Origin of the sequence: Pontibacillus halophilus JSM 076056 = DSM 19796, assembly GCF_000425205.1 — a bacterium.
In the GTDB taxonomy this organism is placed as follows: domain Bacteria; phylum Bacillota; class Bacilli; order Bacillales; family BH030062; genus Pontibacillus_A; species Pontibacillus_A halophilus.
On the sequence record NZ_AULI01000015.1, the window covers coordinates 1 to 22,494 of the forward strand.

Consider the following 22,494-nt stretch of genomic DNA (forward strand, 5'->3'; position numbering starts at 1 on the left):
AACTATCACTAATTTTACGTCAGTACCACTCTTTATCGCTTAACTATCACTAATTTTACGTCAGTACCAACCTTTATTACTTGAGTTTGTATAGTCAATATCGCTTCTTTAGATCGAACTATCACTAATCTTACATCAATATCACACTTTTTTGGCTAACTATCACTAATTTTACGCCAGTATAACCCTCTGCCACCCAAGTATCACTAATTCTACGCTTTGAACGGTTTGCGGTGAGACAACGCTATTTTCTTAGGTTTCCCCCCTTATTTAAGATGAATTATCACTAATTTTACGTTCGCATCTGGAAATATTGGTCAACTATCACTGATTATACGGGTTATCAACATAAGACTGCGCTTAACTATCACTAATTTTACGTCAGTAATCACCCAATTTTATTTCTATCACTACTTTGTTATAATGGTGATAATAGATTGGTGGTGTAGACTTTGTTAAACAAACCTAAAGTTACAAATAAGGTCACGAAATCTAATGAATTAATTGAATCTACATATAAATTAACCTTACAAGAACATCGCATCATCTCTTCACTAATAAGCTTGGTGCAACCTTCAGATCAGCACTTCCAACTGTATAGGTTTAAAGTTAAAGATTTTGCTGAAATGATAGGTGTAAAAGGCGATATGTACACCTATATAAAGAAGATTGTTACTGATTTACAAGAGAAAACCGTCTCTATTCCCACCGAAAAGTCAACGTTAGTAGTCAATTGGTTAGCGAGTGCGGAATACTTCGACAAAGAGGGCGAGGTTGAGTTAGAAATATCGAATAAGTTGAAACCTTACCTCCTAGAGTTGAAGGAGCGTTTTACTACTTATCATCTCCAACATATTCTGCATTTAAGTTCTGCTCACTCAGTACGTATTTACGAGCTATTAAAGCAATATCAATACATACGTACCAAGCAAAGAGAAATTAGTTTACAGACCTTGAGGGAATGGTTGGGTTTTGTTGATGAGAATGCAGGCAAGTATAAACAGTATGGCCACTTTAAGAATAAGATCCTCAAAGTAGCACAAAAGGAACTTAGTGAACACACGGATATTTCCTTTGAATTTGAAGAGATAAAAGAAGGTAGAAAGGTAGTAGGGATTCGGTTCTTTATAAAAAGCAACAAATCATCACAGAAAGATGACAACATAGAGTCACAAGAACTAATACCAAAACAAGGTGTCCCTCAGAATATACATACAACAGATGATACCTTCTTCAACCATATTAATTCGATTACTTCAAAGAGAGGGTACAGCTTTGACCGACAAGCTTTCAATCGTTGTATAGAAATGGCAACACAAATATATGCAGACCAGGCATATAAAGAGCTCGAGAAGGCTGTGGTTTATGTCAATGCCAACAATAAGACCGAAAATCCAGTTGGTCTAGTCATACATCTCTTACAAACCAAATACGAATTAGCGTTTAAAGAAGGAGTGGTTGAAAGTATGCCTGTTCCTTCCAGTCACTCTCGCAACATAATACCAGGTTGGTACAATCAACAATTGGACTTATTTGGAGATAAGACAGCTGAGTCTCCTAAAGAAGATAAAGATTATCCATCCTCTGAGGAAGCAGCGGAGTTATTGAAAGACCTACAAAACTTATAACATGAGCAGTACTACGTCAGTATACAAAAAGTGCGAGTTATCTAATTTCAGATAGCTCGCACTTTTTATTCTATAGATTTACCAATTGTATGGATTGATAAGCAAAGTAAAGCGCTTGGATACTAAATAGCACTCCCCAAAACGGGGCCGGTATTTTAGTATAAGACGCCAGTGAGGATGTATCACCTGCTTCTTTAGGTGTTCGCAAACTCATACGTAGGATACCTAGGGCAGTCGTGATTGACTCCAAGAACAGAAAAGTAACTAACGCTGTTATTACAGTATTGATCCATAAGTGGTCTTGATAGTAAATTAAAGCGGAGAACATGGCGATAAATGATAGCGACCAAAAAGCCCCGTAAATGTTCCTAATCCAAACAAGCAAACTTAACAGCACTATGATCAAGTAGCTAAATAAGAGGATTACGACGTGACCGGATGATACTAGATAGATAGAAATGAAAGCGATGAATGAACTGAATGGATAACCAGCCAATGAAACGATTATCCGAGGGATCCATCCTCTTATGCCACTCATCGTGTGTGAAATTGCTACACCTTCGGAATTAGAATACAATTCAATCCGGCTTGTCCGATTTCCAAGCAATAGAGCTACCAATGCATGGCCCAGCTCATGGAACAGGGTATTAAAATTAGACAAGTACTGAAGCAACTTTGTTCCAATGGTTATATTCGTGTATCTTTCAATATAATGAACAACTATCTTAGCGATTATTGTTACGACTAAAACGTTTATAAAGGTTATGTTAGACAATTCATCACTTCCTACATGCATTTATGTACCTTTTGTGAGATTATTCATCATCACTTTTTAGCTTCAATCTTTTTTAGGTCTACAATCATATTTATCAATTCTTCACGCTCGATTAGTCGTATCGTGTTGGGGACCGCCAAATTCATGGCAGGCTTTGTATATCTGCTGTTTGTAACGACCCACCCGGCCTTTGCGCTGTAATATGCTTTAGCTGCAGCCAATTCCTGTACAGCTGATATTCCTACAGGTTTTGAATAACGTTTGGCTTGAATAGCTATAATGCCTTCTTCTCCTTTAAGCAATAAATCAGCACCATAATCACCGCTACCTGGTGTTACCTTTACATTATATCCTTGAGCCTTAAATAATTCGGCTAAGTACCTTTCAAACTCGTTCCCATCCATTTTGTCTATATCCCCTATGCCCGATAAACGAAGCTTCTTCTGATACCGCTTTTTCTTTGCTGACAATATGAACATGAAGATTATCCATGCGATAACCAACCCAATTAAAGCCATGGTAATTGAGCCGAAAACCATCGTTAGGGATATGAATACGAACAAAGCGAGAGCGGACCAAGGATCCATGGTGTCTTTTTTAGACTTAGCCATTTGTTTCATCTACCTTTCTTAATCCTGGAATAAGGATAGTTGGTTAAACGTTTCTTCTGTTTTCTCTGTTTCATTGTGAACTCCAGTGGTTGGCGGTGCTTCCTTTGGTGCTTTAACATGCACTTCTTTCTCTTCTGTTAGACAATAACTGAGGTTGTTCTCTTTTAAGACGGTTGTGTAATGTTCAAGAGCCTCCTCAAAAGGCTTCTGCCCCCCTCTACGCAATGCTCGGAGGGTATCTAGTGATATGATAATCTCTCCATCTTTTAATTTGCCTGTATAGGCTAATTGGCCTTTCTCTTTAATGGTTTCCTCAATCACTTCTACTTCACATTCAATGTCTGCAGACTTCTGTTCAAGAATGTAATTATACCAATCTAAAATATAGCTTCTTTTCATCTTGTACTCCATCAGATCCCTCTTTTATCTGTTCATTGACAATACATACAAGTGCTTAAATGAAGCGGTTCTACTTCACTTTCGAGTTATTAAACTCAAGTTTGATTTTGTTTTCTTTCTTATCGTATAACAAGTAAGCATCGAATGGTCGTTTTCCTTTAAAACCTTTAATGAGGTTGGTTTTACCCGCAGAGAGTAACTTCTTGATGTTCGGTTTGGTAATCGTCTTACCACAGAATTTTTTCGGTAAGGAGAAACGACACCCGGAAGAACTATATCCATCGCATCCATAAAACTCTTTGCGCTCGATAACGTTTTCACCGCACAGAGGGCATTTTCCAACAGTAAGAGAGTCTTCTACCTCATTAACGTCAAACGTCCATTGTAATGAGCGTGTCTTAGCGTGATTAACGATGTTTGAAGCGGCTTTCATCGAGGACTCTAAGAATGGCTTCTTGTGCTTTTTACCGCTACCTATCCCCTCTAAGTAACTTTCCCATTTCCCTGTCATAATTGGAGACGTTATTAGATGGTCCCCTATGGCATCGATTAGAGTTAGACCGATACTTGTGACAAATACCTTGTTCTTCTTGACCTCAATATATTGTTTCGTCCTTAACTTTTCTATAATACCAGCTCGAGTAGCTGATGTGCCCAAGGATAAATCCTTGTTAGAGTAGCCTTCCTTGTCTTCTATGTAGCTACCAATATTACTTAGCACATTAATTAAATTCCCCAGGGTGAAGCGTTTTGGAGGTTGCGTCTTCTTTTCTAGTGTTTCCACGTCTTCTACCGTACCAGTTGCCCCTTCCTTAAGCGGAGGAATCTTCTGTTTAATATCGTCATTATCACCATCTGAGTCTTCGTCTTCTAATGAGCTGTATACAACCTTCCATCCTTCGTGAATAACCTCGGTTCCTTTTGTCTTATAGAAGAGCCTGTCAGCCACTGAGGTGATGATTTCAGTATTACTTATTACAGCGTCATCATAATGTGCAGCTATAAAGGAACGAGCGATTATATCGTAAATCCGCTTCTCATTTAACGTAAGGTTTTCTAGGTCTGGAATGGTATCCGTAGGGATAATTGCGTAATGATCATCGACCTTCGAAGCATCAACAAATCGTTTATCACTCGAAATGTCTTGTATAGGACTAGGAAGAAAACCTCCATATTCGTTTAATGAAGACAATTTATTCAGCACAGAAGGGAACTCACTGGCTTCTTCTGATGTAACATGCTTGCTGTTGCTTCGGGGATAGGAGATAAAGGATTTTAAATAAAGAGACTCAGCTATATCCAAAGCTTCATTTGGCGAGAACTGATACTTTCTATTAGCAATTGTGAGTAAGCTATCTAAATTCAAAAGATAAGGCGGTCTGACGTTTTTCGATTCTTGTTTAACTGATTTGACTGTAGAAGGCTTTCCTTTGGAGAAAGACGCCACCTTATCAGCATCCTCTCTTTTATCTAAGCGGTCCGCTTTAGAGTTAAAGCATTTCCCTTTGTACACCTGGCCATCGGAATTAAACGTAGCCCACACTTCATAATAAGGTGTGCTTTTGAAGTCCTTAATTGCAAGCTCCCTTTCTACTAAAACCTTGAGTAAGGGGGTTTGCACCCGACCAATGGAAAACACGTTCCTTTTAAAACCATGCTTCTGGAGAAGCGTTGTAAAAGCTCTCGAACCATTTAATCCGATTAGCCAGTCGGAAACTGACCGAGCGTGCGCTTCATGATAATAATTAATACTGAAAGCATCTTCTTTTAAGTCCATGAACCCTTTGCTAACTGCTGATTTCGTGAGAGAAGTTATCCATAGTCTCTTCAAAGGCTTTTTGTTACCAGCCATGAGAACTACGTTCCTTACCAAGTACTCCCCTTCGCGTCCAGCATCTGCGGCCAAGATAATCTCTGAAACACTGTCATCATGGACAAACTTTTTAATCGTATCAAATGCCCGCTTCTTGTGCTTTTCATCACTTAATTTGAATTGAAACTTCTCAGGAAGAATAGGCAAACTATCAAACGTCCACTTTCCCCACTCTTCTTTGTATTCAGCGGGTGATTTCAATTCAAATAGATGACCGATACAGTGTACAAAAATAGCTCCATTCGGAAAAGTGGAGCTAGGTGCTGCTTCTATATATGGACCTTTTCTTTCATGTTTATAAGGTGAAGCTAGTTTAAGCATTTGTTTTTCCTTTTCAGCAATGATTAGAGACTTCCCCAATAGTAATGCCACTTCCTTGTCTTTTATAGATTCATTCCTCATTAGCTAAGCGGATAATAAAGTAACTGCTTTGCTAAATGCACCTGTAATGCCACGTCCTTCTTGATAATCAATGGGCTTACTGTAAACATTACATAGATCCTTCATTGCATACATGGATTCATGACAACATGCACCTTGAAGGATGATTACTACATCCGCTTTTCTTACGTACTTTTTATATAGGGTTCTATTCCCTCCACCTTTTACGTGCCCATCATGGTGTAGTACGTTTACTCCCTCTCTCTTAGCGAGCTTTTCAATAGTTCTTTTATTGTCTCCGCCGATGATTGCAATTGTCTTTTTAGTATTGTTCATTTCTATTCCTCCAATTATGTAATAACTTTAACCAATTGTTTAATTGAGTTGTATTCTAATGCTGTAATTGGAGGATGTCAAACATAATTTAACTTTCGTTCATTCTTTTTCTTAGTACATTAAAGTCTATAATCCCTTGAGTTATGCCTTTTGTTACTGCGGCTGTACGTGTTTGAGCACCTAACTTACTTTTTATACTGTGCACATGGTTTTTTACTGTTAAATGACTTAAATAGAGAGAGTCTCCAATTTCTTGGTCCTTACAGCCATATGCCAACAAATACAGGATTTCTACCTCTCTCACGGACAATAGGTCTGACTGATATAAAGTTTCCTCAGTATGTGTAACTGTTGTTTCGTGTTTGTTCCTCTTAATCTTTAAATATTCTTCCACTAAAGAGTTCGTGGCATCGTGATGAAGGTAAACTCCTCCATCTTCCATTACGGAGATCGCTTCTAGAAATATCGGTATACTCAAGTTACTCGGAAGGAAAGCTTGCACACCGTGCATAAGCAAGTTTGGTATGATATTGAGATTCTCTTCCTTAGATAAAATCATAATTTTAGTACGCAATAGTTTTGAGTGAATTTCTTCAATTAATCGTTGGCTGTTTGGCTGCATATTAGACAGGACCATTAATATTAAGTCTGGATTCTCTTCTGTTATGTCACTCATGAATGTGGGTGTATTTATCTCCGGATATATTGTTATCGTTTTACCCTCTATCTCTAGGATGCGCTTTAATCCTTCTGCCAATATTACATCTTTTTCTAAAATCGCGACGTTGCGGATTGCCATAGGAACCACCTTTTTCCATAAAAAAATCCCCCTACTCGAGTACCATAGAAGGAAGTTCTATGGAACAAAAATAGAGGGACTCTCTTAATCTATTGAATTTTGTTGTTCTTTACTTTTTATATCACCAATTAATTATATTATTTATGTTGCCTGATATCAATATGAAGCGGGAATAAGCGGTGAATACAAGAATTGACTTTTTATTTACTTTCGGTTAAGTTTATTACAAGAATGACACTACAAAAGATGAGGTGAAAACATGTTAAATGATGTACTGCACTTATTTCATGCAAGGCAAATGTATAAACAAGGATATAGAAGTGGATTACCAGGGCTTATAGCTTTGCTGCTTGTAGCTGGTTTCATCTTTTTCTTTGAAGAAGTTGTGTCAGTCTTAAACTTTATTCAAGTCATCCCTTTGTTAGAGCAAATTGGGCTTATAACTAATAGTCCAGATCAAACTTTTGAAAACATCCTTGTTACTTTAATAATTGGGACCATTGTTATGTTTGCGTTAGGTTTACTGGCTATTATACTTATACCTATCATTCCTTTCTTTGGTTATCTGTACTTGGCTGTAATGACTATAATATTATCTCCATTCATCCTCCTACACTTTGTATTAAGCGGGATTAGAGGAACAAAACGTTGGAAAAAGAAAACACTTTGTAAGAAAACAGCTGAAGTAAATAAAGATGTGGTTGTAAAAGAAATGAACCGCATGCCGACTAAAGAGAATTCTCCATTTTACATAGGTGTAACGAAAGATGACCGCGATTTCATTATCGTTCCTCATCTTGCTGAACCAGGAGAAGAAGAGTTCATAAAAGGGCAAAGAGTGGATGTTTATAGATATAGAAATGACTATAAGTATAGATTTGCACCTTTTCAAATGAAAGAACCGTTACAATTATTAGATGTAAATGACTTTGACTATATTATTGAGCCTAAATTTAGTCATTTGATAGAGTATGTAACCGACTATGCCAAATCTAATTCCCTTACTGAATATCGCGATCCCTGGAACAGAAAAAACCCATTACTCATTAGCTTCAAAGAATATGTAGACCAAGAATGGGAGAAGCATACGGACGAATATAATAACAAATTAGAGGAACTATTAGATAAACTACATCAAGCAAACGACCCTAATAGAACGGATTATCCGAAACAAGTGGAACAAATCAAGTTAGAATTGAAAGAACTACAAACTAAATATCAGACTATATAAAGACCTAAGAAGTTAAAGGCGGGATTGAATGACGGGTAAACGTAAGAATAGCCGTTCACCGGATATGCTGTTAAGGATTACTAAACCGCACATCCAACACGTTACTACCGTTAAGGAATGGGATGAATATGCGAGGGCAAACGACTTACCTACTTCACGCATCCTCGGCCATACTTTCGGTAGTTGGAATGAATTTAAGGAAAGCTTAGGTATACCTGCTAAATCCAGAGAAGGAAGTCCAAATAAGGTATATGACCAAAAGAAGTTGATTAACATTATTAAGGAACATAGCGATTTCTTTACCTCTAAGAGTGTCTGGAATGAGTATGCGCGCAAGAACCAACTTCCAGTATATGAAGTGTTCTACTACCACAAGTTTAAGTGGAAAGACATTCAAGAGATCGCTGGCGTTCCTTACAGTGCTTACACAGATGAAGAGTTACTACAATTGGCGAATGAGTACAAGGAATACTTAACTTCAAGGGAAGAGTGGGACGAGTTTGCCAAAGAGAACGGTTATCCAAAGTCGGTAACGTTTCACAGGCGTTTTGGTGGTTGGTTTAAATTTAAGAAGCGCTTATTCGGACGAACCAAGGAGGACCTTCTAAAAATAGCTCGAGAGCATGAACATGCCTTTACTACGAAAAAAGAATGGGATGAGTATTCGCAAGCCCATCATTTGCCTAAATCCCAAGAATATTACCGCACGTTTGGTAACTGGAATAAAGTTAAATCACTAATTCACACTTAAAAGTTGACTTTTCTATAAGTCGAGATTATAAAAGAAGAGAGGATATACCAATTTTTGATATATCCCCTCTTCTTTTAGTTTATCTGATTAGCTATGTCCCAAAGGCTATCGGTTATCATCAAGACTCTTACTTCTTTATCATCTTCTCCACTGTAATTCATGTGTAAGTCAACTCTCCTATGAATACCATCACTGTATAAGAAAGATACTTTAGTTCGATATGAATCTTTCGTATAACCTTCATCAACCAAAGCTATGTCTTCAAGGGAACCATCCCTGGAGATTGCCTGCATAAGTTCTTCTAGTACTTCTATTTTATTCGCATTATCAGACTCTAAAAGGTCGCTAGACAGTTGTCCTGCTTCAAAAACTTTTGAAAAGAGCTCAACGTCTTCCTCAAATAATGAGTTAGCCATCAGTGCCAATACATTTTCAGGTTCTCTTAATTCTTGCGCAACCTGTTTTTGACTAGTAGTTGCTTCATCATGACCAATATCATCTTTATCTATCCAAGATGCAGCTTGTTCTTGAGTGCGGTGCAAATCTTTTACATCATTAACAACTTCTGTCTTTTCTTTTAAGTTTAATGCTTCACCTATTCTATGGTTTTCATAATATACATAGACGCCCATTATAGCTAAAGCTATTAAACTCACAGATATTATAGTTAGAATTGCAACCTTTAACCTCATTAAATCCCCCCTGACATTATCGCTTCGTTTTTAAAGGTTTTATTGTAATTTAGGGAAGTGGTACCCCAGCTAATGCGGGATCTATTGCATTACTTTTACTTGTATTCCATGAACCTACGTGTAGCTCAAAGTGAAGATGAATCCCTTGAGAACGTCCTGTATTCCCCATATGCCCCAGTAACTGTCCTTTACTAACCGTGTTCCCCGTAAAGACATTCCGACCAGTCATATGAGCATACAAAGATTGATAGGTTTTCCCATCAATGTTGTGAGTAATAATTACGGTGTGTCCATAACTTGATGAGAGATAGGAACGTGCTACGATTCCATCCGCTACTGCTACAATTGGAACATTTTTTTGTCCTGCCCCAATGTCAACGCCGTGATGATCAGGACGGCTAGCGCTTCTAAAAGTAGATGTTACATAACCAGTAGTAGGACTAGTGAAAGTCCCTTCGGAAAGTTCGGGCATCTCTCCTGCATTTATGCTATCAGTCATTTCTTCACAGTGCATGATGAGTCCGCCTAATTGATTAGCCATAGCGGTGATACCGGGCACCCAGTTTGCATTCAGCCCCGTAGGATCATTTGTTGCATTTATAGGCGCGTACACTGCTCCGATATCTTCTATTGTAAAGATACCTCTATCGTAATATCTATTTTTTAGGTTCTTCGCCATTGCATCTATACCTTCAGAAAGCGAAGAATATTTATAAAAATCTCCTTTCGACGAATTATAAACTCCCCCAGGATTGTTGTAATTCACAACCTTGTCACTAGTACCTCTGGTGGTTTCAAAAAGAGCTATTGCTGCAAACAAGACAGGGTCTATATTGTATTTCTCAGCAGCATCAATAAGGTCTTGCTCTCTATTAGTAAATACTCCTTCATCGTCAAATTCTGAACTAAAGACAGCCATATCGACTTCTCCGTCCTTTGTACAGACCGCATGAGAAAAGGATCCAGGTGAGTTGGTTCCTAGCCATTCCGTATACCCCATATTCTCTTGTGAGGTGCTCTCGTATAGAGCTTCAATCATTGCCTTATCTTGTTGTTTAAATCCTATGGAATTTAAGTAATCGTCCAATTCCTTAAAGTCAGTTGAAACTTCTGATTCTATAACTTCATGAACATAGTAACGACGTTTATAATATCCACCATGCTCAGTGTTGTCGGTATTCCAGGCTCCCCAGCTAGGTTCAAGAGAATAACTAATGTGTCTATTCCAAGTCTTACCCTCAATCATAAATTCAGTTGGGTCCAGGTCTTCACTGCCGCTATTGGTTTCGCACTCTATGGTATAAGTAGGCTCCTCATCAGGTTCATGTTCCTCTTCGACACGTTCACATGTTTTTTCTTCCCATTCGTACTTATTTGTGTAGCTTTCATACTCTAGGTCAGGTGTAAGTTCTGCAACAACATCTTCTATAACTTGATTAATACTCTTTCCGTTCTCCTGTTGTTCTTCTCGATATATTTGAATTATTGCACTTACCAAGGCTGGAGGCACTCGGTAGTATTCAGCACTTCCGACCCCTTCATCATATGAACTTTCAATTTCTTCAACAATCTTCTCATGTACTGCAACTTGATCCTCATCACCTAATACATCCTCCTCCGTATTATCAAAAAAGCCAAAGGTGAAAACTGAGGTAAGTAAAAGCCAAACAACCACCGCAAGGAGTATACTACCTAAAACGAACGCTATTGTAGGAAGTCCTAAAGTCGAAAGAAAGCTAACCACAGCTTTAAATAGTACGCTTATGGCTCTAGCAGCTGCTTTCGCAACTGCTTTAGCCCCTTTTTTCATTACCTTATTTCTTTTCTTTCTCAATGCTTTCTTTGCTCTATCCTTTGCAACTTGCGAGAGGGTACTTTCCTCTTTTTGAGGAGGGGTATTCATCATCTACACCCCCACATTAGTAAAACGCTCTTCTTCTAATTGCTGACGTCGAATGAACCTTTTGTTAGGGCGTTCTGGTATTAATTCATTAGGGTCATGGTTCGGTGTATACGTAGTTTCAGCTACCTTGCCTTCACCATCATCAAAAACAGTGTTTTGTTCACCTGTAGATAATACAAATTGGTTATTCTTAATCTCCATTCTTGTTGTATTTCTTTGGTTGTTATTAAAGGAGTTATCTCCTTTTCCATATGGGCTTACACGAACTTGTTCACCATTCTTATTTTCCATAACTACATAGCTTCTATCTTTTTCAACAACATACTGATAATTGTCGCTACCGCTGTTATCTTTAATGTCTGACATAGTATATTGGCGATTATCAACTGATGGACTCATAGGGATATGTTCTTGTTGCTGTTTGTACTGTTTTTGCGGAAGTGTTTTATTCCCTACAAGTTTGTTCACGTTCACATTTGGCTGGCTCTCGACTAACACTTTTCCTCCACTCGAATCCGAATTGTAGTATGGAGTGCTTGGAGTTAGTTGATTATCGACAATCTCAATATCTTGATAGACCTTTTCACCTTTCTTAAGGGAGGGATCACCTGCACCTATTTGAGAAACAATCTTCGTTTCACCTTGATTGTTAACCATTTGAACATATGATTTCTCTCTAGTAACAACCGTCTTCAACGCACCATCTGCCATTGATGTTTCCGGTTGTTGAGTTTTAGGGTTGAATGTGGTTTCCGTTTTGACTTGGTTCGCAATCTCTCCAATTTCCAGCGCTTCCTGTTCAGCAGCCTTTTTAAATCTACCCTTTTGTTCACTACGTTGGTAGGACTTTTGATATCCGCTTTGACCGCCAAACGTACCACGAACGTACGCCCTTCTATTTCTCGAATTCGTGTGTCTTTCAATAGCGCTTTCTGGTTCATGATTCTTAAAAGTATTGAATCCTTCTTTGACAGCTGCAACTGTTCCAGAAGAGACTCCTGCTATTTGAGAGGTAATGACTCCACCACCATGTTCTCCTGTTTGATGTGAAGCATGGACAGCATTGGTTTTAAAGGCTTCAGTAGCGCTTTTGGTTGCTGCAACAACCTTACTATCCTCCACAACTCCTTTAGCACCGGAGTGTTCATATAGCCCACTAGCAAACCCTTTTGTAGCACCTTTTGTGACACGAGCTGCCCCCTGTAATTTAACCGCGCCTGTTTGGAGGATTTTGTTCGAGTAATTAGGATTCGACTTGGCTTGTTCAGGCATTACAGCTTTAGCATGACTCAAGTTCTTTTGATATTCCTGACCTTCAATAGCTTCCCAATCTTGATGTGAATTTCCAGCATCTATGAATTCTTGCTTTTGACGGTTTGTCATTTCACTAGCCATGTGGCGAGAAGCGGCTTCAACGTTAACTTTTCCACCTGTTGCAATACCTTTTCCACCCTCAACCCTTTTCGATGAATTATTAACACCTGTTGCAATTTCATCTTGAGAAGTGAGGTAATTGCTATCCTTAAATCGAGCACTTTCAGCTTCTTGCTGAATGTTAGGATCAGAACGGTCTACAGAACGACCATTCTTTTCTAATTGAGCAAAATATGCGTTATCTATCTCTTGGTTCTCTAGGTTTTGGAGTCCTTTTGTAGCGGTATCAACAAACTGTTTTCTATCTATTTGTTGACCTTCTTTAAGCGCTTCTCCACCATTTACTTCTTGTGCAGCGTCTTGAGTAACAGAGAGAATATCATTACGTTTAAATCGTAGCTTATCTTCCCATTGTTGTTGGATTTCGTCGTCCGACATTTGAGGATGATTGTTTTTTAAATCAGATTTGAATTGACTTTCATTCCTATTGGCCCAACTGTCTGTCTGTTCATTTGCTACGTTTTGAACAAGGGAATTGCCATCTGCATAATCTGTGCTACTGTTGAAGCTTTCTAAGTCGGATAGAGCCTGTTTCTTAAACTCTTTTCTCTTATTCCGTTTTTCTGCATTCCAGGCACTTTCAAGTTTGTCTCCGGTAAACCCACGTTCTTTTAGCTCATTGAACTTCTCCATGCCACCATTTTCATCAGCGGCCCACTGGCTTACTTGGTTATCAGCAATTTCATCCGCTAATAATCCGTCATTCATCTCTTTCTTAGCCCCTTCAATCCCGTCTTTAGCACTTCTAGACAGGGTTGAACCGACGCTATAAGCAACTCTTCCGGTGGCTCCACCTACTGCACCGCCAACGGCACTACCTGCTGTTGCTCCTGCAATAGAGCCAGCAGGTCCTAACGCAGAACCAGCAACTGACCCAGCTGCCCCAGCCACTGCTTTTCCGCCTTTAGAAAAAATCTCCCCAGCGCTAAGCATTCGATTGGCTCGAGTGTCTGCAATATCACCTTCACCGCTAGAATTAGCGTTCATACTATTTGCATCTTTAGCTTGATTCTTGGCTTTAGAACCTGCAGATTTCAGTGATTCGTATACACCTTTACCATCCATTGCACCTTTAATTGATCCATAAGCCCCTGATAGTGCGCTCATTCCAAACATTGCACCCGTTTTGCTCATCGTTCCGTGAAGTGAACCACCCATACCTAGTAAACCTTTTATCGATTCACCTGTAGGAATAAAGATAATCATCATAATTAGTTGCTGAAACTCCAAGTTTGACCCCGAATCGGTCATTGAAGATGCGGTGATAATGAAGAAGAGCACTGCATGTACAGATTGTACAAAAGTTGTCCCGATAATTTCCTTAATCCAAGTCGTCACTATCGATTTTGTTTGAGGGAATAACCAAAACGCAATAATAGCAGGTAGTGTAATAGTAAGTATCATTAAAGATAGAGATCTCATGCCGTAATAGACCGTTGCCCATAAAGATAGTCCAATTTCAACAAGTTTTATTAATAACCACCATAAAATATCATCTTCAGGGACTAAGTTTGTGTCACTATCTTCAACGTCCTCTACTGCTTTTCCGAAGAAATCTACAAACGCAGTGTTCGTAGTGAAAACTATATCTAATAACGTACCTAAGTTAACGATAACAAACGCTACTAAAACCCAATCAGTAATTGATTGTATTAAAGATGTTCTATTACCAGGATTTATTCCCGCCTTGGATATCTGAAAGCCCGTATACAATATCCCAAATAAGACAAAGATTGTAGAAATGACGGTAAACATGTTCATACCCGGACCAATTACGTTCTCTAAATCTGATTCCGCAAAGGTACTATAAACAAGGTCTTCTTTATCTCCGAAGATAAGAGAACGAAATCCAAATAGAGCTTCTCCAATCTTTTCAAAAAAGGGTTTAAAGAAGTCAACTAAGATATCTACTAGAATCTCAAATAACGCCGACATAGATTTTCCCCCTTTAACCTTGTCTAGATAACAGTTTCTTACGTTTTTCTCGCTCTTGTAAAACAGCTTCATTACTCTCGATAAAGGTAAGTTCATCTTCACTAGGGTTTGTTCTTAACCATATTCGGTTATCACCATAGCGGAGAATCCCTTCCCCTTTAGCTGGGTTACCAAATAAGATGTCTATTTCACCATCTGTTAAATCGAAATTCTCTTTAATCTTAGCTAGGTCAATGGTGTTTTGTTGCATGAATAAAGTCGTAAATGTGGAAGTCACAATACCGCGAGCCTTCTTATTCTCTAACAATCTAACAAAGTCCTGACTAGCAAAGACCAAACCACAGTTACGTTTTCTTGACCTACGAGCTAGGCGTTCATAGAAGGATACGGTTTGTTCATTATCAACGAATTGCCAGATTTCATCGCTGTAAATAAACTTCTTTTTTGTCGCATTGTCACTGTTTTTAGCGAAGTATTCCCAGCTATAATTTAAGAGCACATGGAATGCAACGGGACGAAGAAAACCCTCTTCCATATCTGAAATATTAAAGTTAACAAGTCTAGAAGATTCTAAGGATTGGTTGACGCCTCTCCCAAGGTTGGTTTGGCCGTCAAAAATCGGTTTGGATCCTGTACGTAGAAATGGACGCATTGCTGCAAGTAGTCGCTGTGATCTCGGTTCTTCACCGTATTGTTTCTCTAATATATTGTAAATTTCCATAAGTTCTGGTTCCGGCTTTCTGACTTGTGATTGAATAAGCTGACCATCTACCTCACGAATACCTTCTTGGAAAAGTGAATCTGGGTGTGTAGTAATTTTGTGAAGCTCATAATATACGTAGCTGATGGCTTTCTCTAAATAGTCACGTTCAAAAACATCAAGCCCTCTATCATCCTTACCTCGAACAATAATATCGAAGAAGTCTAACAGCTCATTGAGCTTTTCTCTTACAGGAACAAAACGAAGATATTGTCGGCCTTCCCGCTCAATTACTTCTCGTTCATCGTCTTCATACAAAAGTTCAAGTTCATCAGAATCTTTATCATCAAGAGGAACATCTGAAAAGTTAATGGAACATGGGTTAATTACAACGTCGGATTCTTCTGAAATGTCGAGGTTAATTCCACCCATCCTTCGCGTCAATTTCCTAAATTCGCCTTCGGGATCTATCACAACTGCCCACACGTTTCCGCCAGCCATTTCCCTTGCAATCTTGAGTTTCATTGCTAGAGATTTACCGCTTCCTGGTATGCCGAATATGCCCATATTGTAATTTTGTGGCTTGTATTCTTCATTACCGAACGAATTGATAAATTCAAGATGACCTTCAATCATATTAATCCCAATGGGTACACCGCCTATGTAACGACCACTTCCGCTCGTAAAGAACCCAAATGTAGATAAAGCTCGACGATCAATATTACGATAAGTATCTTTGAGATAATTTTTACCGATTGGCAATGTGCTTCTAAAAGCGTCTTTGACTCTTGAGAAGGCGGTGGCCAAGGTGAAGAACTTACCGTTGAACTCATCATCAAGAGCTTCACTGTAGCGGTTTAAGGCCTTCTCATCCTCAGCGTAGAGTGTAGCCATGACACTAGTCATAAACATATCATTCTCACTGAATTGAATCTCTTCCATTAGAATTTCAGTATCTTGTATCTTCGTCCGATACTCCTGGATTGAATCAATGTTTCCGCGCTTCTGTTGCCAACTTAAGTTTGATTGCAACATCGTCATTTGCTTTTGTAGTGAACGCATTGCATTGGACTTATTTACTTTATGAATATCGACTAGAACATCTACTTCACCAGAAGAAAACATAGAATTAAGCCAATTAGTTTGAAGCTTTCTTGGATACCCTTCTCTTGGAATATAGAGAGGACGAAAGTGAGTTTTACTTCCTAGCGATTGTTTGATAACCCCTCTATCTTCTTCTTTAATTGAAATGCCTTCAGGGGCAATTAAGTCCCAAAACGTAGGTTGACTATCAAGTTGATAGTCAATAACCTCTTCCTCTTCTTCGTTCTGTTGCTGCTTCTTCTTTGACTTACGTTTATTAACTTGCTGTTTCTTCGTCTTCTTCGTGGGAGCCATTCTCAATCATCTCCTTAACTAACTCGATTTTTCGTTGCTCTTGTACAGCCGTTGGATAAAGGGCAAGCTTTTCTCTTTCAACAATATCTTTGAAACGGTGTTTGACCGCTTTTTTCCGGTTAAACGTGTAGTACAGCAACCCAACTATTCCGTCACTTGTAAGAAGTTCTAAGCCAATCTTTCCTTTGCCGAGACTAGATTTAGCGGTGTTGTAACGCCTGTATAGTTCTTGGAAAGCTTTGTCTAAGATTCTCTCCTCCAACTCTTCGTCGGAATCCGCTTCAATCTCACTAACAGGAACTTGATAATTAAAGATAATGTAGCGTTTTGTTTCGTATCTTGGAGTACGCGCTTGGAATTCTGCTAGATCCTCCATCATGGAGATTCCATATCTATAAGCTGCTTCGGGGATATCGTCTTGGGAATTTAAGTTGTTTTTTATTTCTTCAATTGGTTCAGTTAAATCGATATATCGGTTTTGGAAATATGGCTTTGTAGGATAGTCCAATTTGGACAACCATCGTTCCACTTCGTTATCAATTGATTCTTGCTCATGTTGACTCAACAGATGGTAGTTCACAGGGATAGCTTCTGCGATTAAGACAAATTCGTTATTCACTAAACGAATCATATGGTCTGTAATCCCCTCCATGTCTTCCAGGAAGTGTTGAAACAAGTTTGGTTCCACTTCTTCATAGTCGTCAGGGGAATTCTTTTTCTTTGAACGTTTATGGTTTTTAGAAGGGGGAGCGCCACTTTTGCTTACATCCTTCTTACTTTGGGATTTCTTGTTGGACCATGGGAGGATTGGCTCTTTAGACATATACCGCCAAAACACCCAACCGCCAAGTCCAAACACAATAGAATAAATGAGTAAACCCATCATTATCACTCCATTCGTTAGTTAGGTACTACTTTAGCTTTTCATCCATCCACGTCTTAGAGTATTCTCCTTTGCGCCAAACACCTGTCTGAGACCGTTTATAAAGCTTGAGTAAAAGGTATTTATCGTAATACATGTGGTATTTACGCTTCTTTAACAAGGCAAGTGGGAGGATAATCACTAAGACTGGTACTGCACTTACCACTGAACCTATCAATGCTATGACGATGTTTTGCTTGGCTAAAAAAGAGAAGACTCCAGGAACGTAAGAACCTATAAGAAATAATCCCATTGCTAGGTAAATCAACTGTCTGAAAGATAGAATCCCTAAAATTACTTTTTGTTCACTAGACATATCTTCGGGTACTGTAACTGTTCGCACATGTTCACCAACTTTTAATTTGATTAGTTAGCCCTTGTTTAAAACACAACCCCCCCTCTGCTAAGAGGAGGGGTTCCTTTTAATTAAGTTTATCCTTGTCCAGACATAGCCCAGATCCAAGATGCTATATCGTAACATTTAACTATTATGATTCCCCCACCAAAGGCACATGCGAAACCAATTAGGGCTTGAGTTCGAGCTTGAGGGTTTCCTCCTTGTGCTGCAGAAAGTTTAAATCCGGAGAATACTAGACACGCAATAACCCAAATAGCACCCGCACCGATAATTACGTACACAATGGAGTTCATAGTAGAGAATAACCCTGTTGCGTCAAGCGACCCGTCTGCTTGTACGTTTTGAGCGTCTTGGAAAGCATTAACGTTACTCGCTGCTACTTCAAATGGTGAAGCCATTACTGCAAAAGTTAGAATGAAAGCTGACATGAGCAGCATTCCTAATGCTTTTTTCTTCATACATCGCACCTCCCTTCTGAACACACAAAAAAATCCCCTGGATCAAGACATTACCGGAACCTGACGTACCTACGTCGGTTCTAGTAATCTCTTACATCCAGGGGATTCCTGATATGTTAATATATTGAATTCGGTTTTCAGGAGGTTTTAACCTCTGTAAGTAAATATAATAGAATCTCATGGTAATTGCAACCTAAAATATAACTTGTTTCCATCAAGGAAATTATTCATTGATAGAGGAAGTATTTTCATATATAGTGAGATTATATTTACTTTCTTCGTTTATTTTGTTTGCTACTCCTAGCGAGTAAGCGGGTTATGTCTAACGAATTCTTAAGAAGCTCTATTGGAGTGATTGACTTTCATACTGCACTTGCAGGTGAACCTACCAATCATTACAATAGGGCTTTTTTTTATGCTCTAAGAAAGGTGATGCACTATGTAACAGTACTAATTGTAAAAAGGGATAATCAATCAATTTTTAGGAGGATGCATTATGCAGGAGAAGAAATTTACAATATGGAAAAATGGGAAAGCACTCTATGAAGGAACACCGGTTCAAATTGTAGAGTGGGTTGGAAAAGAATTTAAACACTCTGTCGTCGAAACGGTATTACTACTGGATTATACGATTACTCCATTGGGCAATATTAAAATGTTCTTGTTCGGAGATCACGAAGATATGTACATGTATACCTTTGACCAAGTGGACAGGATGATAAAGTACGGTATCGAGCCATATAAAAATGAGCAAACTCATACCGCCATTACTCGCTTGTTAGAGATATGTATATGCCCTACTCAAAGTGACGTTGGGAATTCATTCACATATCACATATATCAAGCTCAATTAGACTATGAAGATGAACAATCTTACGTGGAATTTTGTTTGAGTACTGTAAGGAAACATTCTTTTATTGAAGATGTTAAAAAGGGCAAAATCAGTATTCATTTGGGCTCTATGACAGAAATATTCCAAACTAATGACCCCAACCTTGCCCACGCACTGGCGACGGAATTATAAAAAATCATACGCAAGAATTGGCGATAGTTAAGGTTTCCCCTTAGTTATCGCTTTTTTGTTAAGGAGAGAAATGTATATGAGTAAACCAGTAATGATTCTAAGAGAAAACGAAAGAGATATATTCTCTTTGATTGGAAGAGCAAGCTCGACATTAAAAGCTGCTGGACTCCACGAAGATTCTTTTGAAATGCGTCAAAGGATATCAGCCGCTTCAAATCATGAACTAGCTCTATCCATCGTAAAACAATATGTAGTTATTCAATATCATAAATTGTTTTATTCTACTCCTAGAAACCAGTAATTACCTAAATGACACAAATAATAATCAATATACGTTGGAGGAATTCACAATGGATAAATTCTTGATCGCAAAAGTAGCAGAATTTGTAGAGGTAAAGTATAAAGGTGAATTAATTAAAAGAACTGAGAGCGTAACACCAATTATTTTAGGTAGTAGCAGGGGCCATACACCTGATGAAGCTGTTAAGAAGTTTAGTGACAAGAGTGAAATTCACGAAGACCTTTTGTCAGCTTATCAGCTTGCTAGTGACGGACCAATGCACTATGCCTATAAGGAAGAAATTAAGTTCTTTTTGCGAAACTATTACTTCAACGAGGAACAACATGACCTCATCTTAGAAAACATTGAAGGAATCGCAGAGACTTTAGTTCATAACGATGAAGATTTTGGTTCCAAAACGTTGTCATATATGAACGAGTTTGTTGAAGAACATTTAATTAACAATTAATTAGCAGGATTACTTATCAATAAGGGAGGGAAGCCCACAGTGTATAAATTAGGGGCTACCTCCCCTTTTTTATACCCATAGGGCGATAATATGAATAAAGCACTAATAGAAGAATGGGAAAAACGATTAGCTGCAGTTAACGTTTTTCAAGAATTCGATGATATAATAGAGAGACTAAAAACGGAATATTTACGAGAAGATTTGAAGCCTTGGCAGATAGGTTTGAGCGGAGGGAAAGATAGCTCTCTTTTACTTACGCTAGTGTGGAAAATGTTGTTGCAACTAACTAAAGAAGAACGTCAAAGGTATGTTCACGTTGTAATGGCTGACACCATGGTGGAAACTCCACTTATGGAAAACTATCAAATTAAAGTTCTCAAACAGGTTGAGAAATCCGCTTATGAACAAGGTTTATCTGATGTATTACGCACACACATGGTGAAGCCCCCAATGAAGTCCAGATTCCATTATAAATTAATCGGCAGAGGGACGCCTGTTCCTAGTTCAACCTCAAATCGTTTTTGTACGTCGCATCTGAAAATAAATCCGATGAGGAAGAAGATGGAGGAACTACTCAAAGAGTCATTAGAGAATCAAGATCCACTTAAACCACAGGACCCATATCTAATGATTAACCTACTTGGGGTAAGAATGGACGAAAGTAAAGCTAGGGCTAATTCCATTAACAACTTTTCTACGGATGATTTATACGCTAAACATGCGACTGACAACAGGATATTAGTTATGCACCCAATAAGAAACGTTACCCTAGACGAATTATGGGCTTACTTAGAAAGCGAAGGTACTTTGCCATACGGAATAACTGTTGCTGAAATGAAAGAGCAGTACGGTACTACAGGTATGGAATGTGGTATTAAAGATGGCTCGGAAGGCGAAGGACAATCATGCGGAAAAGCAGGTTCACGTAGCGGTTGTTGGACGTGCGCAGTGGTGTCGGAAGATGTAATGTTGAATAACCTTATAAGTGAGGGCCGCAGTGAATATAGGTACCTCCTAGAGTGGAAAGAATACATGATTGCGATACGTAATGATGCAAGATTTAGATTACCTACCCAAAGGCAAAAGATGAACCAACATGCAAGGGTAGCGCGAGAATCAACTTTCTCTCTCTTTGATGAAATGGATTTAAAAAATAAGTATGAGCACTTATATGATTCCTTTGGAAGAGCTCAATATACTTGGGTTCCTGGTGCGATGACCATAGAAGCTAGAAAAAGAATGTTAGAATACCTTCTTTGGATAGAAGAAATGACCGGTATGAAGCTTATAGAAGACGATGAATTGCAAGCAATCTATAATACCTGGAAAGAAGATGGCTATGATATAGGTCCAGCTGATATTAAGCCAGTTCGCCATGTTCATAGAGAAAAATTAATCTTGAAAAAGGACGGCAGCATTAATGATTATATGACTACAGTGACCTCTTTCCCTATCTTCTACGTAAATATACAAACTAAGATGAATATTAGCGAAATGGTTACTTATATTCACGATAAATCACGCGAAACAGGTATGCACTATCCCTATTTACAACAAGCATTAGATTATGAAGAACATTCACTGGTATACAACGAATACATCTTTATTGTATGCACCTCACACGCAACTACTCAGGAGGAAGCAGAACAACTAATCTACTCATGGTTAGATTGGACAAACTCCTATCCTTATTCTCTTAATGAACAACCACATGAAGGTTGGTGTGAAGCGGAAGAAGGTATTCATATCCCTACTCAGAAAAGGGATCAGGAAGCATTATCTGATTTTGTGAAGGCATTTCATATGTTGGAGCGAATTGATGAAAAAAAACTCTCAACGATGGAACTATGGGAGTTAGAAGATGTAGCGGAGAATATTAACCTCTTTGACGTCATAAGAAGAAACATAGCTATAAATAACAGCATTAGATTCTCTTCAAAAAATACATTGGTTGAAGAAGAGTCAGAGCGCAATGGTACACAATTAACATTAATACTATAATTCAACCCCCATAACTATTGTGAAGTTATGGGGGTTATTAATATTAAGTGACATTTATTGATTTATTAAGATATCTTTGTCACCTTTATAGAAGTCAAATGTTGCATTGCTCGTAGTATATTCTTCTTCAATGTTC

At 38.5% G+C, this 22,494-nt stretch carries 20 protein-coding genes; 7 read left to right on the top strand and 13 right to left on the bottom strand.

All coding sequences use genetic code 11. The annotated features are described in order from the left end of the window. Nucleotides 1-452 precede the first annotated feature (452 nt). A complete protein-coding gene (locus tag H513_RS20955; RefSeq protein WP_051239999.1) occupies nt 453-1,628 on the top strand; it encodes a replication initiation protein in 1,176 nt (391 codons plus the stop codon). A gap of 70 nt (nt 1,629-1,698) precedes the next feature. Here H513_RS20955 and H513_RS0113990 read toward each other — a convergent pair whose 3' ends face one another. The 6 genes from H513_RS0113990 to H513_RS20960 all read right to left on the bottom strand — a co-directional run bounded on the left by H513_RS0113990 (nt 1,699) and on the right by H513_RS20960 (nt 6,802). Beyond that, the gene (locus H513_RS0113990; protein ID WP_026801292.1) at nt 1,699-2,403 is read right to left on the bottom strand and encodes a M50 family metallopeptidase; all 705 of its coding nucleotides are present in this window, start codon (nt 2,401-2,403) and stop codon (nt 1,699-1,701) included. Nucleotides 2,404-2,453: 50 nt separating this feature from the next. Beyond that, nucleotides 2,454-3,014 (bottom strand): restriction endonuclease, encoded by a 561-nt coding sequence (locus tag H513_RS0113995; RefSeq protein ID WP_233422723.1) that lies wholly within the window; start codon nt 3,012-3,014, stop codon nt 2,454-2,456. Nucleotides 3,015-3,032: 18 nt separating this feature from the next. Continuing rightward, nucleotides 3,033-3,413 (bottom strand): hypothetical protein, encoded by a 381-nt coding sequence (locus tag H513_RS0114000; protein WP_154655258.1) that lies wholly within the window; start codon nt 3,411-3,413, stop codon nt 3,033-3,035. Nucleotides 3,414-3,483: 70 nt separating this feature from the next. Then, entirely contained in the window at nt 3,484-5,688 is a 2,205-nt protein-coding gene (locus tag H513_RS0114005) for a type IA DNA topoisomerase (protein ID WP_081658298.1), read from the bottom strand. 3 nt (nt 5,689-5,691) lie between these two features. Continuing rightward, the gene (locus tag H513_RS0114010) at nt 5,692-6,003 is read right to left on the bottom strand and encodes a DUF2325 domain-containing protein (RefSeq protein WP_036803191.1); all 312 of its coding nucleotides are present in this window, start codon (nt 6,001-6,003) and stop codon (nt 5,692-5,694) included. Between the two features lie 88 nt (nt 6,004-6,091). Then, the gene (locus H513_RS20960) at nt 6,092-6,802 is read right to left on the bottom strand and encodes a response regulator transcription factor (RefSeq protein ID WP_051240002.1); all 711 of its coding nucleotides are present in this window, start codon (nt 6,800-6,802) and stop codon (nt 6,092-6,094) included. 259 nt (nt 6,803-7,061) lie between these two features. Between H513_RS20960 and H513_RS0114020 the strand changes: the two genes are divergently transcribed. Both H513_RS0114020 and H513_RS0114025 read left to right on the top strand, forming a co-directional pair. Continuing rightward, a complete protein-coding gene (locus H513_RS0114020; RefSeq protein WP_026801297.1) occupies nt 7,062-8,033 on the top strand; it encodes a hypothetical protein in 972 nt (323 codons plus the stop codon). 28 nt (nt 8,034-8,061) lie between these two features. After that, nucleotides 8,062-8,784: a hypothetical protein gene (locus H513_RS0114025; RefSeq protein WP_026801298.1), complete on the top strand. Its 723-nt coding sequence runs from the start codon at nt 8,062-8,064 to the stop codon at nt 8,782-8,784. Nucleotides 8,785-8,858: 74 nt separating this feature from the next. Here the strand turns inward: H513_RS0114025 and H513_RS0114030 are convergent, their stop codons facing one another. The 7 genes from H513_RS0114030 to H513_RS0114060 form a co-directional block, all read right to left on the bottom strand. Continuing rightward, nucleotides 8,859-9,476 (bottom strand): hypothetical protein, encoded by a 618-nt coding sequence (locus H513_RS0114030; protein WP_026801299.1) that lies wholly within the window; start codon nt 9,474-9,476, stop codon nt 8,859-8,861. Between the two features lie 49 nt (nt 9,477-9,525). Further along, entirely contained in the window at nt 9,526-11,379 is a 1,854-nt protein-coding gene (locus H513_RS20965) for a peptidoglycan DD-metalloendopeptidase family protein (RefSeq protein ID WP_161625310.1), read from the bottom strand. Nucleotides 11,380-11,382: 3 nt separating this feature from the next. Then, nucleotides 11,383-14,748 carry a hypothetical protein gene (locus H513_RS0114040; protein WP_026801300.1) on the bottom strand — a complete coding sequence of 1,122 codons (3,366 nt, stop codon included), beginning with the start codon at nt 14,746-14,748 and terminating at the stop codon, nt 11,383-11,385. 13 nt (nt 14,749-14,761) lie between these two features. After that, nucleotides 14,762-16,846 carry a VirB4 family type IV secretion system protein gene (locus tag H513_RS20305; RefSeq protein ID WP_036803195.1) on the bottom strand — a complete coding sequence of 695 codons (2,085 nt, stop codon included), beginning with the start codon at nt 16,844-16,846 and terminating at the stop codon, nt 14,762-14,764. Continuing rightward, complete coding sequence (locus H513_RS0114050) at nt 16,809-17,729, bottom strand: hypothetical protein (protein ID WP_026801301.1); 921 nt, start codon at nt 17,727-17,729, stop codon at nt 16,809-16,811. The genes H513_RS20305 and H513_RS0114050 overlap by 38 nt, the downstream gene beginning before the upstream one ends. A gap of 28 nt (nt 17,730-17,757) precedes the next feature. Beyond that, nucleotides 17,758-18,111: a PrgI family mobile element protein gene (locus tag H513_RS0114055; protein ID WP_026801302.1), complete on the bottom strand. Its 354-nt coding sequence runs from the start codon at nt 18,109-18,111 to the stop codon at nt 17,758-17,760. Between the two features lie 89 nt (nt 18,112-18,200). Next, the gene (locus H513_RS0114060; RefSeq protein ID WP_051240006.1) at nt 18,201-18,584 is read right to left on the bottom strand and encodes a hypothetical protein; all 384 of its coding nucleotides are present in this window, start codon (nt 18,582-18,584) and stop codon (nt 18,201-18,203) included. A 496-nt stretch (nt 18,585-19,080) separates the two neighbouring features. Here H513_RS0114060 and H513_RS0114065 point away from each other — a divergent pair, with 496 nt between their 5' ends. The 4 genes from H513_RS0114065 (at nt 19,081) to H513_RS0114080 (ending at nt 22,358) form a co-directional block, all read left to right on the top strand. Next, complete coding sequence (locus H513_RS0114065; RefSeq protein ID WP_026801304.1) at nt 19,081-19,608, top strand: hypothetical protein; 528 nt, start codon at nt 19,081-19,083, stop codon at nt 19,606-19,608. 76 nt (nt 19,609-19,684) lie between these two features. Then, nucleotides 19,685-19,909, top strand: coding sequence for a hypothetical protein (locus H513_RS20310; RefSeq protein WP_036803197.1), 225 nt, complete (start codon nt 19,685-19,687; stop codon nt 19,907-19,909). 49 nt (nt 19,910-19,958) lie between these two features. Continuing rightward, nucleotides 19,959-20,357 carry a hypothetical protein gene (locus H513_RS0114075; protein WP_026801305.1) on the top strand — a complete coding sequence of 133 codons (399 nt, stop codon included), beginning with the start codon at nt 19,959-19,961 and terminating at the stop codon, nt 20,355-20,357. A 90-nt stretch (nt 20,358-20,447) separates the two neighbouring features. Then, nucleotides 20,448-22,358 carry a phosphoadenosine phosphosulfate reductase domain-containing protein gene (locus H513_RS0114080; protein WP_026801306.1) on the top strand — a complete coding sequence of 637 codons (1,911 nt, stop codon included), beginning with the start codon at nt 20,448-20,450 and terminating at the stop codon, nt 22,356-22,358. Nucleotides 22,359-22,494: the final 136 nt, after the last annotated feature.

What these genes read in the sequence shown, in the direction of transcription:
- H513_RS0113995 (WP_233422723.1), bottom strand. Translation starts at nt 3,014, where the DNA reads ATGGCTAAGTCTAAAAAAGACACCATGGATCCTTGGTCCGCTCTCGCT.
- H513_RS0114000 (WP_154655258.1), bottom strand. Translation starts at nt 3,413, where the DNA reads ATGAAAAGAAGCTATATTTTAGATTGGTATAATTACATTCTTGAACAG.
- H513_RS0114005 (WP_081658298.1), bottom strand. Translation starts at nt 5,688, where the DNA reads ATGAGGAATGAATCTATAAAAGACAAGGAAGTGGCATTACTATTGGGG.
- H513_RS0114010 (WP_036803191.1), bottom strand. Translation starts at nt 6,003, where the DNA reads ATGAACAATACTAAAAAGACAATTGCAATCATCGGCGGAGACAATAAA.
- H513_RS20960 (WP_051240002.1), bottom strand. Translation starts at nt 6,802, where the DNA reads ATGGCAATCCGCAACGTCGCGATTTTAGAAAAAGATGTAATATTGGCA.
- H513_RS0114020 (WP_026801297.1), top strand. Translation starts at nt 7,062, where the DNA reads ATGTTAAATGATGTACTGCACTTATTTCATGCAAGGCAAATGTATAAA.
- H513_RS0114025 (WP_026801298.1), top strand. Translation starts at nt 8,062, where the DNA reads ATGACGGGTAAACGTAAGAATAGCCGTTCACCGGATATGCTGTTAAGG.
- H513_RS0114030 (WP_026801299.1), bottom strand. Translation starts at nt 9,476, where the DNA reads ATGAGGTTAAAGGTTGCAATTCTAACTATAATATCTGTGAGTTTAATA.
- H513_RS20965 (WP_161625310.1), bottom strand. Translation starts at nt 11,379, where the DNA reads ATGAATACCCCTCCTCAAAAAGAGGAAAGTACCCTCTCGCAAGTTGCA.
- H513_RS0114040 (WP_026801300.1), bottom strand. Translation starts at nt 14,748, where the DNA reads ATGTCGGCGTTATTTGAGATTCTAGTAGATATCTTAGTTGACTTCTTT.
- H513_RS20305 (WP_036803195.1), bottom strand. Translation starts at nt 16,846, where the DNA reads ATGGCTCCCACGAAGAAGACGAAGAAACAGCAAGTTAATAAACGTAAG.
- H513_RS0114050 (WP_026801301.1), bottom strand. Translation starts at nt 17,729, where the DNA reads ATGGGTTTACTCATTTATTCTATTGTGTTTGGACTTGGCGGTTGGGTG.
- H513_RS0114060 (WP_051240006.1), bottom strand. Translation starts at nt 18,584, where the DNA reads ATGAAGAAAAAAGCATTAGGAATGCTGCTCATGTCAGCTTTCATTCTA.
- H513_RS0114065 (WP_026801304.1), top strand. Translation starts at nt 19,081, where the DNA reads ATGCAGGAGAAGAAATTTACAATATGGAAAAATGGGAAAGCACTCTAT.
- H513_RS20310 (WP_036803197.1), top strand. Translation starts at nt 19,685, where the DNA reads ATGAGTAAACCAGTAATGATTCTAAGAGAAAACGAAAGAGATATATTC.
- H513_RS0114075 (WP_026801305.1), top strand. Translation starts at nt 19,959, where the DNA reads ATGGATAAATTCTTGATCGCAAAAGTAGCAGAATTTGTAGAGGTAAAG.
- H513_RS0114080 (WP_026801306.1), top strand. Translation starts at nt 20,448, where the DNA reads ATGAATAAAGCACTAATAGAAGAATGGGAAAAACGATTAGCTGCAGTT.